Raw genomic sequence first — 9,139 nt, 5'->3', positions numbered from 1 at the left:
GCCGGGCAGCGCGGCCGGCGCCACGGGCGCCTGCGGCGCTAGCGGCAGGTCAGCGGCGCGCTCCCACAGCGACCGGGCCAGCGCGGCCTTGTCGCGCGGGTCGGCGGCGCAAAGCGCCAGCAGGGCCTGTTGGCGCAGTTCCATCCCTACAATTCTAGTTTTGCCCGGGAAACACGATGGCGATCTACGAACTCGACGGCATGGCGCCGAAACTGGACAAGGGCGCCTGGGTCGCCGACAACGCCGAGGTGATCGGCCAGGTGGAGATGGCCGAGAACGCCAGTGTCTGGTACCAGTGCGTGGTGCGGGGCGACACCGAGAAGATCCGCATCGGCAGGAACAGCAACATCCAGGACGGCTCGGTGCTGCACGCGGACTTCGGCGTGCCCCTCACGATCGGCGACAACGTCACGGTGGGCCACCAGGTGATGCTGCACGGCTGCACCGTCGGCGACGGCTCGCTCATCGGGATCCAGGCCGTCATCCTGAACAACGCGAGGATCGGGAAGAATTCCATCGTCGGCGCCGGCAGCGTGGTCACCGAGGGCAAGGAGTTCCCGGACAATTCGCTGATCGTCGGTTCCCCCGCCAAGGCCATCCGCACGCTCGACGCCGAGCAGATCGCCCGCTTCCAGACCATTCCCCAGCACTACGTCGAGAACGCACAGCGGCACGCCAGGCGCAAGAAGATCGGTTGATGTCCGAACTGCACAAGTTCCTTTTCGACGGCCTGCCGGTGCGCGGCATGATCGTGCGCCTCACGGACGCCTGGCAGGAGGTGCTGGCGCGGCGCCGCGCGGACGATGCGCAGTCGCCCTGGCCCTGGCCGGTGACCAGCATGCTGGGAGAAATGGCGGCGGCCGGCGTGCTGATGCAGTCCAGCATCAAGTTCAACGGCGCGCTGATCATGCAGATCTTCGGCGAGGGGCCGGTCAAGGTCGCCGTCGCCGAGGTGCAGCAGGACCTGAGCGTGCGGGTCACCGCGAAGGTGGTGGGGGAAGTCGCGGCCGACGCGCACCTGCAGGACCTGGTGAACGTCAACGGCCGCGGGCGCTGCGCGATCACGCTCGATCCCAAGGACCGCCTGCCGGGGCAGCAGGCCTACCAGGGCGTGGTGCCGCTCAACGCGACCTTCGGCGCCGGGCAACCGGACCTGTCGGCCGTGCTCGAACACTACATGCGGCAGTCCGAGCAGCTGGACACCAAGCTGGTGCTGGCGGCCGACAACAACGTCGCGGCCGGATTGCTGATCCAGCGGCTGCCGGCCGAGGGTGAAGGCAACCTGGCGGGGCGCCAGGCCGCCGACCCGGCGGAGCAGCTGGAACACTTCAACCGCATCGCCACGCTCGCGGGGAGCCTGACCGGCGACGAGCTGCTGCAGCTCGACATCGAGACCATCCTGCGGCGGCTGTTCTGGCAGGAGAAGATCCTGCGCTTCGATCCGCAGACGCCGCGCTTCGCCTGCACTTGCAGCCGCGAACGGGTGACCGGCATGATCCGCGGCCTGGGCCAGGAGGAGGCCGAGAGCATCCTCGCTGAACGCGGCGAGATCGACGTGTCCTGCGACTTCTGCGGCCAGCACTACCGCTTCGACGCGGTGGACGCGGCGCAGATCTTCACCGCGCCGGGGGACCGGCCGCCCGCTTCGTCGACCATTCAGTGAACATGGCGCGGCCCGCGCCGCGCCCGCTCACATCGGCGAGCCGCCCACCAGCATCTTCTGGACCGGCGCGGCCGCCGTCACCGGCTCGCCCTCGCGGTTGCCCACCAGCTCCAGCTGCAGCTGGTACTCGCCCTTCGGCGGGTTCAGCCACACCTCGGTCTGCCCGCCGCGCAGGTCCAGCACTTCCGGCGGCTTGCCGGCGCGCGCCAGCGTCAGCCGGAAGTGCGAGGTGCCGGGCACCTGCGCGTCGGCGTGCGCCACGTTGTGGCCGCTGGCATGGAACTGCACGCGCACCGGGCCGCGCACGGTCTCGTCGGGCGCGGGGCTGAGGATGCGCACGCGCGCGGGACCGGTCACGCTCTCGCCGGCCGCCAGGGTCCGGCGCTTCGCGATCGTCAGCCGCACCGGCTTGCTGTACACGAAGTAGGGGATGTGGCCCTGGTCGGCCAGCAGCAGGTTGAAGGTGTAGGTGCCCGGCGGCAGGTCCACCACGTGTTCCATCTGGCCCTTGCCGAAGTGGATGTACTTCTCCGTGAAGGGCAGCGGCTTCTTGAAGTCCAGCGGCAGCGGCTGGTCCACCAGCAGGTGGTGGTGGCCCGCCCGGCCCACGGTCTTGCCGGCAGGCACGATGCCGCGCATCGACAGGCCGAAGCGCAGGACGAACGGCGCTTCCAGCACGTCGCCGTCCTTCACGTTGCTGAAATAGGCCTGCGGCTCGCGGTTCGGCGGCGGCACCACCCAGGGATGCGCCAGCACCTCGGGCTCCGCCGCGATGCCGTGGGAGGGGAACGCCACGACGGCGGACAGCGCCAGGGCGAGCGGGAGGACCAGGCGTGGCACGGTGTTCATCTTCTTCCTTCAATCAGGTTAAGTGATTGTCCTACTACAAATAGATACGCGGACGTTGTGCCGCGACGGTCCAACGAGCGGTGCTTCCCTTCCGCCCGAAGGCAGCGCCGGCCGCGCCACAATCCGGGCATGGCCGTGACGAGCGAACCACCGCAGGAAGGGATCCCGATTGCCTCGGTGGAGCAGTCCACCGGCATCGCGCGCGCCACGCTGCGCATCTGGGAGCGCCGGTACGGGTTTCCGCAGCCGGGGCGCGACCTGCGCGGCGAGCGCAGCTATCCCGAGGAGCAGGTGCGAAAGCTGCGCCTGATCGCCGACCTGATGGCGCACGGGCACCGGCCCGGTCGCCTGATGGCGCTGAAAGCGAGCCAGCTCGCGGCGCTCGCGGGTCCGCGCAGCGAGCGCTCCGCCGGCGCCAGGCCCATTGCCGATCCCGTGCTGGACCCCTTGCGTTCCCATGACGTCCCCGCCTTGTTGCGACTGTTCGAAGAATCGATACGCAACGAAGGGCTGGCCGGTTTCATCACCGAGCTCCTGGCCCCGATGAACGGCCACGTGGGCCAGGCCTGGGCCAACGGCGACCTCGAGGTCTACGAGGAGCACCTGTACAGCGAGGCCGTGCAGCAGGTGGTGCGCGCGCACCTCGCGCGGCTGCCGGCGCCCACTTCCTCCGGCCCCAGGGTGCTGCTCGCGACCGTGCCGGAGGAACTGCACGGGCTGGGGCTGCTGATGGCGCAGGCGCTGCTGGCGCTGGAGGGCTGCCCGTGCACCTCGCTGGGCGTGCGGGTGCCGCTTCCGCAGATCGTGTCGGCGGCCTCGGCCTTCGGTGCCGACGTGGTGGGCCTGAGCTTTTCCTCGCACATGAATCCGGCGCACGTGCTGCGCGGACTCGAGCAGCTGCGTGGCGAGCTTGCCCCCCAGGTGGCGCTGTGGGCGGGCGGCGCGGCACCGGCGCTGGCACGACGGCGCATCGCCGGCGTGCGGCACGTCGCGCACATCCGCGACCTGACCGCGGCGATCGCGCAGTGGCGCGGCGCGGCGGTCAGTGCCAAGTAGGCGGCATCCGACGCGGCGGCGGCGCGCTTGCCGTCACCCGGTGCGCGGGGCTGGGGCGTTGGTCAAGGGCGGCCCAGGCCGTCTCTCCAACCCAAGGAAACATTCCATGAAAAAACTCTTCGCCGCCCTGATCGCCTCGCTGGCCGTCTCCTTCGCCTTCGCCCAGGCCACGCCCGCCACCCCGGCGACGCCCGCGTCGCCGTCGCAGGGCTCCGGAACTGCCGCCTCGCCGGCCGCGCCGGCAGCGGCTGCGAAGCCGGCCGCCTCGTCCAGCAAGAAGTCGACCAGCACCAAGAAGAGCAGCACCAAGAAATCGACCAAGAAGACGACGGCCAAGAAGGACAAGAACTAAGCCGCGCGAGTGCGGCGGGCCGCGTCAGCCGCGGTCGCCGCGCAACTGCGTGAAGAGGCGGTGCTCGCACTCCGGGTCGCTGCACTTGTCGCAGGCCCAGACCCACGGCCGCCGCGCCTCCTGCGCAAATGCATGCGCGGCCGGCCCCGCCGGCAGCACACCCGCCGCCGCGAGCGCCTGCAGCGCGCTGGCGAGCCGCTGCGGCCCTTCTCCATAGACCACCTGGAACGCGATCCCCGCCCCTTGCAGCAGGGTGCGGACCAGCGCATCCACGTCTTCGCGCGGTGCAGCCGCATCACGCTGCAGTCCGTCCGGGACCCAGGGCAGGTCCAGGCCGGTGACCAGGGTCGCGTCGTAGCGTCGCTGGCGTTCCACGGCGAATCGGCAGAGCTCGCCGTCGGGGAACAGCATGCCGGCGTAAATCGCCACCATGAGCGCGGTGGTGTCGGCGATGACGATGTCGGCGTCGGCGAGCGCGGCGTCCACGCGGGCTTCCTGTTCGCGCGCGATCGCCAGCTGTTCCCCGGGGCGCGGTGCGCGGCCCTCGCGGACGCACCATTCGCGCAGCACTTCCGGCGCCGCGCGGGCACGCAGTCCTCGTCCAAGCAGGTGCCGGGTGAGTTCGTCCGCGAGGCGGGTCTTGCCCGTGCTTTCCGCGCCGAGCAGCGCGATGCACTTCGCGCCCATGGGGCTACTTCACGATCTGGACGAGGATCTCGTTGGGCTTGACCATGCCCAGCTCGCCGCGCGCCTTTTCCTCGACCATGTCCAGGCCCTCGTGCAGGTCGCGCACCTCGGCGGCGAGCCGCTCGTTGGCTTGCTGGGCCAGCGCGTTGCGCGCCTTCTGCTCGTCCAGCTTCTGCTGCATCTGCGCGACGTCGCCGACGCTGCCGCGGCCCAGCCAGAGCTGGGCCTGCACCACGGCCAGCAGGCCGACGAGCAGGGCGGCGACGACGCGAGAGCTCAAGTACTACCGCAGGTTGTAGAAGGCCGCGAGGCCGGGGTACTGCGCGATCTCGCCCAGGTCTTCCTCGATGCGCAGCAGCTGGTTGTACTTGGCCATCCGGTCGCTGCGGCTCAGCGAGCCGGTCTTGATCTGGCCGGCGTTGGTGCCCACGGCGATGTCGGCGATGGTGGAGTCCTCGGTTTCGCCGGAGCGGTGGCTGATCACCGCGGTGTAGTTGGCGCGCTTGGCCATCTCGACGGCGGCGAAGGTCTCGGAGAGCGTGCCGATCTGGTTGATCTTGATCAGGATCGAGTTGGCGATGTTCTTCTCGATGCCTTCCTTGAGGATCTTGGTGTTGGTGACGAACAGGTCGTCGCCCACCAGCTGCACCTTGCGGCCCAGGCGTTCGGTCAGGTGCTTCCAGCCGTCCCAGTCGCCTTCGGCCATGCCGTCCTCGATGCTGATGATCGGGTACTTGGAGACCCAGTTCTCCAGCACGGCGGTCCAGTCGGCGGCGTTGAGCTTCTGGCCTTCGGCCGACAGGTCGTACACGCCGTCCTTGTAGAACTCGCTGGAGGCGCAATCCAGGCCCAGCGCGATCTGCTCTCCCGGCTTGTAGCCCGCCTTCTCGATCGCCTGCAGGATCATCTGGATCGCGGCCTCGTGGTTGTCCACGTTGGGCGCGAAGCCGCCTTCGTCGCCGACGGCGACGCTCATGCCCTTGTCGTGGAGGATCTTCTTGAGCGCGTGGAACACCTCGGCGCCGTAGCGCACCGCCTCGCGGAAGCTGGGCGCCCCCACGGGGATGATCATCAGTTCCTGCAGGTCGAGGTTGTTGTTGGCGTGCGCGCCGCCGTTGACGACGTTCATCATCGGCACCGGCAGCTGGCAGCCGTTCATGCCGCCGAAATAGCGGTACAGGGGCAAGCCGGATTCTTCCGCCGCGGCGCGCGCCACGGCCATGGAGACGGCCAGCATGGAATTGGCGCCCAGGCGGCTCTTGTTCTCGGTGCCGTCCAGGTCGATCAGGGTCTTGTCGAGGAAGTTCTGCTCGGAGGCGTCGAGGCCCAGGACCGATTCGGAGATCTCGGTGTTGATGTGCTCGACGGCCTTCAGCACACCCTTGCCGAGGTAGCGCTTGGGATCGCCGTCGCGCAGCTCGATGGCCTCGCGCGAGCCGGTGGACGCGCCGGAGGGCACGGCCGCGCGGCCCATCGTGCCCGACTCCAGCAGCACGTCGCATTCCACGGTGGGGTTGCCGCGCGAGTCCAGGATCTCGCGGCCGACGATGTCAACGATTGCGCTCATTCAGGTCTTCTCTTTTGTTGCTGTTTCTTTGTCCCCTCCCTCGAGGGAGGGGTCGGGGAGGGGGAGCCCATGATCCCGGAGGGAGTGGCCTTCAGGCCACTCCTTCGACGAGGACCATGTTGAAGTATTCGGTGGCGCCCTGGCGGAAACTGCGCGCCTGGGTGTACATCTCGCCGTCGTAGAAGGCTTTGGCCTGCTCGAAGCTGGGAAAGCGCAGCATCGCCACGCGGTGCGGCTTCCAGTCGCCCTCCAGCGTTTCCTGCTTGCCGCCGCGCACCAGGTACTCACCGCCGGCGGCCTTCACCGCCGCCGGCGCCCGCGCCATGTATTCCTTGTATTGCTCGGGATGGGAGATGTTCATCTCGACGATCACGTAGGCGGCGGGCATGGGGGTCTCCGGGCTCAGGGCTGGAAGTCGTTCTCGAGGAAGCCGTTCTTCTTGGTGATGCGGTCCAGCTCCACCAGGGTCTCGAGCAGGGCGCGCATGTGCTTGAGCGGCACGGCGTTGGGACCGTCGGAGAGCGCCTTGGCCGGATCGGGATGCGTCTCCATGAAGATGCCCGCGACGCCCACGGCGATCGCGGCGCGCGACAGCACCGGAACGAACTCGCGCTGGCCGCCGGAGCTGGTGCCCTGGCCGCCGGGCAGCTGCACCGAGTGCGTGGCGTCGAACACCACCGGCGCGCCGGTCTCCCGCATGATCGCGAGCGAGCGCATGTCGGACACCAGGTTGTTGTAGCCGAAGCTGGCGCCGCGCTCGCAGGCCATGAAGTTGTCTTGCTCCAGGCCCTTCTCGCGCGCGGCGTCGCGGGCCTTCTGGATCACGTTCTTCATGTCGCCGGGCGCGAGGAACTGGCCCTTCTTGATGTTCACCGGCTTGCCCGACTGGGCGACGGCCCGGATGAAGTCGGTCTGGCGGGACAGGAAGGCAGGTGTCTGCAGGACGTCCACCACGGCGGCGACCACGGGCACCTCGGCCTCGGTGTGGACGTCGGTCAGGATCGGCACGTCCAGCTCGCGCTTCACCTTGGCCAGGATCTCCAGTCCGCGCGTCATGCCGGGACCACGGAAGCTGGAACCGGAAGAGCGGTTGGCCTTGTCGTAGCTGCTCTTGAAGATGAAGGGGATGCCCAGCGAGGAGGTGATCTCCTTGAGCCGGCCCGCCACGTCCATCTGCAGCTGCTCGGACTCGACGACGCAGGGGCCGGAGATGAGGAAGAAGGGCCGGTCCAGCCCCACTTCGAAGCCGCACAGCTTCATTTAGGCGACCGCCTTCAGGGACTTGCCGCCCGCGCCCTTGTGGGCGCCGGCCTGGTGCTCGCAGGCGGCATGGATGAACGAATTGAACAGCGGATGGCCGTCCCAGGGCGTGGACTTGAACTCGGGGTGGAACTGCACGCCCATGAACCACGGGTGCGCGTCCTGCGGCAGTTCCACGATCTCCGTCAGGTGTTCGCGCTGCGTCAGCGCGGAGATCACCAGGCCGGAGGACCGCAGCTGGTCCAGGTACTTCACGTTCGCTTCGTAGCGGTGGCGATGCCGCTCGGTCACCACGTCGCCGTAGATCTGGTGCGCCAGCGTGCCCTTGGCGACGTCCGAGCTCTGCGCGCCCAGCCGCATCGTGCCGCCCAGGTCGGACTGCTCGCTGCGGGTCTTGATGGTGCCGTCGGCGTCTTTCCACTCGGTGATCAGCGCGATCACGGGGTGGGGCGTCTCGGGGTCGAACTCGGTGCTGTTGGCGTTGGGGAGGCCGGCGACGTCGCGCGCGTACTCGATGGTGGCGACCTGCATGCCCAGGCAGATGCCCAGGTAGGGCACCTTGTTCTCGCGCGCGAACCGGGCCGCGCCGATCTTGCCTTCGATGCCGCGCTTGCCGAAGCCGCCGGGGACCAGGATCGCGTCGTACTTCTGCAGCTGGTTGACGCTCTCGGGCGTGATCGTCTCGGAGTCGACGTAGTCGATCTTCACGCGCACGTGGTTCTTCAGCCCGGCGTGGCGCAGCGCCTCGTTCAGCGACTTGTAGCTGTCCGACAGGTCGACGTACTTGCCGACCATGGCGATCTGCACTTCGCCCTTCGGATGCTCCACCTCGTACACCAGGTCGTCCCAGCGCTTGAGGTTGGCCGGCGGCGTGTTCAGGCGCAGCTTGTCGCAGATCAGGCCATCCAGGCCCTGCTCGTGCAGCACGCGAGGCACCTTGTAGATGGTGTCCACGTCCGGCATGGAGATCACGCCCCAGCGCGGGACGTTGGTGAACAGGCTGATCTTCTCGGCCTCGTCCTCGGGGATCTTGCGGTCCGCGCGGCACAGCAGCGCGTCGGGCTGGATCCCGATCTCGCGCATCTTCTGCACCGTGTGCTGCGTCGGCTTGGTCTTCAGCTCGCCGGCGGCCTGGATGAAGGGCACGTAGGTGAGGTGGACGAACGCGGAGTTGTTGGGGCCGAGCTTGAGCGCCATCTGGCGCACGGCCTCCAGGAAGGGCAGGGACTCGATGTCGCCCACGGTGCCGCCGATCTCGACGATGGCCACGTCCACCTGGTTGGAGGTGCCGACGCCGGCGCCGCGGCGGATGAATTCCTGGATCTCGTTGGTGACGTGGGGAATGACCTGCACGGTCTTGCCGAGGTAGTCGCCGCGGCGTTCCTTCTCCAGCACGCTCTTGTAGATCTGGCCCGTCGTGAAGTTGTTCGCCTTGCGCATGCGCGTGGAGACGAAGCGCTCGTAGTGGCCGAGGTCCAGGTCGGTTTCCGCGCCGTCGTCGGTCACGAACACCTCGCCGTGCTGGAAGGGGGACATCGTGCCCGGATCCACGTTGATGTAGGGATCGAGCTTGATCAGGGTGACTTTGAGGCCCCGCGACTCCAGGATCGCTGCGAGGGAGGCTGAGGCGATTCCCTTGCCCAGGGAGGACACCACACCGCCGGTGACGAAGACGAATTTGGTCATGTCAGGTCGGGAGGGCCGC

At 68.5% G+C, this 9,139-nt stretch carries 11 protein-coding genes; 4 read left to right on the top strand and 7 right to left on the bottom strand.

Annotated elements, in window-relative coordinates; translation table 11 throughout:
* Positions 1-176 precede the first annotated feature (176 nt).
* Both AC1DSA_RS19300 and hslO read left to right on the top strand, forming a co-directional pair.
* Positions 177-698: a gamma carbonic anhydrase family protein gene (locus AC1DSA_RS19300; RefSeq protein WP_477892157.1), complete on the top strand. Its 522-nt coding sequence runs from the start codon at positions 177-179 to the stop codon at positions 696-698.
* Positions 698-1,663, top strand: a complete 966-nt coding sequence (hslO, locus tag AC1DSA_RS19295; RefSeq protein ID WP_477892155.1) for an Hsp33 family molecular chaperone HslO — start codon at positions 698-700, stop codon at positions 1,661-1,663. The genes AC1DSA_RS19300 and hslO overlap by 1 nt, the downstream gene beginning before the upstream one ends.
* A gap of 27 nt (positions 1,664-1,690) precedes the next feature.
* On the opposite strand, the gene AC1DSA_RS19290 is transcribed toward hslO, so the two are convergent.
* On the bottom strand, positions 1,691-2,512 hold the full coding sequence (locus tag AC1DSA_RS19290; RefSeq protein ID WP_477892153.1) for a DUF4399 domain-containing protein: 822 nt from the start codon (positions 2,510-2,512) through the stop codon (positions 1,691-1,693).
* Between the two features lie 129 nt (positions 2,513-2,641).
* Between AC1DSA_RS19290 and AC1DSA_RS19285 the strand changes: the two genes are divergently transcribed.
* Positions 2,642-3,568, top strand: coding sequence for a MerR family transcriptional regulator (locus tag AC1DSA_RS19285; protein ID WP_477892151.1), 927 nt, complete (start codon positions 2,642-2,644; stop codon positions 3,566-3,568).
* A gap of 106 nt (positions 3,569-3,674) precedes the next feature.
* The gene (locus AC1DSA_RS19280; protein WP_477892149.1) at positions 3,675-3,920 is read left to right on the top strand and encodes a hypothetical protein; all 246 of its coding nucleotides are present in this window, start codon (positions 3,675-3,677) and stop codon (positions 3,918-3,920) included.
* Between the two features lie 24 nt (positions 3,921-3,944).
* Here AC1DSA_RS19280 and AC1DSA_RS19275 read toward each other — a convergent pair whose 3' ends face one another.
* The 6 genes from AC1DSA_RS19275 to AC1DSA_RS19250 all read right to left on the bottom strand — a co-directional run bounded on the left by AC1DSA_RS19275 (position 3,945) and on the right by AC1DSA_RS19250 (position 9,120).
* Positions 3,945-4,607, bottom strand: a complete 663-nt coding sequence (locus AC1DSA_RS19275; protein ID WP_477892147.1) for an AAA family ATPase — start codon at positions 4,605-4,607, stop codon at positions 3,945-3,947.
* Positions 4,608-4,611: 4 nt separating this feature from the next.
* Positions 4,612-4,887, bottom strand: coding sequence for a septum formation initiator family protein (locus AC1DSA_RS19270; RefSeq protein WP_477892145.1), 276 nt, complete (start codon positions 4,885-4,887; stop codon positions 4,612-4,614).
* 3 nt (positions 4,888-4,890) lie between these two features.
* A complete protein-coding gene (gene eno / locus AC1DSA_RS19265) occupies positions 4,891-6,174 on the bottom strand; it encodes a phosphopyruvate hydratase (protein WP_477892143.1) in 1,284 nt (427 codons plus the stop codon).
* Positions 6,175-6,265: 91 nt separating this feature from the next.
* A complete protein-coding gene (locus tag AC1DSA_RS19260) occupies positions 6,266-6,562 on the bottom strand; it encodes a DUF1330 domain-containing protein (protein WP_477892141.1) in 297 nt (98 codons plus the stop codon).
* Positions 6,563-6,576: 14 nt separating this feature from the next.
* Positions 6,577-7,434 (bottom strand): 3-deoxy-8-phosphooctulonate synthase, encoded by an 858-nt coding sequence (gene kdsA, locus AC1DSA_RS19255; RefSeq protein ID WP_477892139.1) that lies wholly within the window; start codon positions 7,432-7,434, stop codon positions 6,577-6,579.
* Positions 7,435-9,120 (bottom strand): CTP synthase, encoded by a 1,686-nt coding sequence (locus AC1DSA_RS19250; RefSeq protein WP_477892137.1) that lies wholly within the window; start codon positions 9,118-9,120, stop codon positions 7,435-7,437. It abuts the gene before it with no gap.
* Positions 9,121-9,139 lie beyond the last annotated feature (19 nt).

The sequence above is a fragment of the Ramlibacter sp. P4_H7 genome (assembly GCF_056400765.1).
This window is presented reverse-complemented; position numbering and strand designations above follow the sequence as displayed.

Bases quoted from the DNA above. Each gene is read 5' to 3' on its own strand.
- AC1DSA_RS19300 (WP_477892157.1), top strand. From the start codon at position 177: ATGGCGATCTACGAACTCGACGGCATGGCGCCGAAACTGGACAAGGGC.
- hslO (WP_477892155.1), top strand. From the start codon at position 698: ATGTCCGAACTGCACAAGTTCCTTTTCGACGGCCTGCCGGTGCGCGGC.
- AC1DSA_RS19290 (WP_477892153.1), bottom strand. From the start codon at position 2,512: ATGAACACCGTGCCACGCCTGGTCCTCCCGCTCGCCCTGGCGCTGTCC.
- AC1DSA_RS19285 (WP_477892151.1), top strand. From the start codon at position 2,642: ATGGCCGTGACGAGCGAACCACCGCAGGAAGGGATCCCGATTGCCTCG.
- AC1DSA_RS19280 (WP_477892149.1), top strand. From the start codon at position 3,675: ATGAAAAAACTCTTCGCCGCCCTGATCGCCTCGCTGGCCGTCTCCTTC.
- AC1DSA_RS19275 (WP_477892147.1), bottom strand. From the start codon at position 4,607: ATGGGCGCGAAGTGCATCGCGCTGCTCGGCGCGGAAAGCACGGGCAAG.
- eno (WP_477892143.1), bottom strand. From the start codon at position 6,174: ATGAGCGCAATCGTTGACATCGTCGGCCGCGAGATCCTGGACTCGCGC.
- AC1DSA_RS19260 (WP_477892141.1), bottom strand. From the start codon at position 6,562: ATGCCCGCCGCCTACGTGATCGTCGAGATGAACATCTCCCATCCCGAG.
- kdsA (WP_477892139.1), bottom strand. From the start codon at position 7,434: ATGAAGCTGTGCGGCTTCGAAGTGGGGCTGGACCGGCCCTTCTTCCTC.
- AC1DSA_RS19250 (WP_477892137.1), bottom strand. From the start codon at position 9,120: ATGACCAAATTCGTCTTCGTCACCGGCGGTGTGGTGTCCTCCCTGGGC.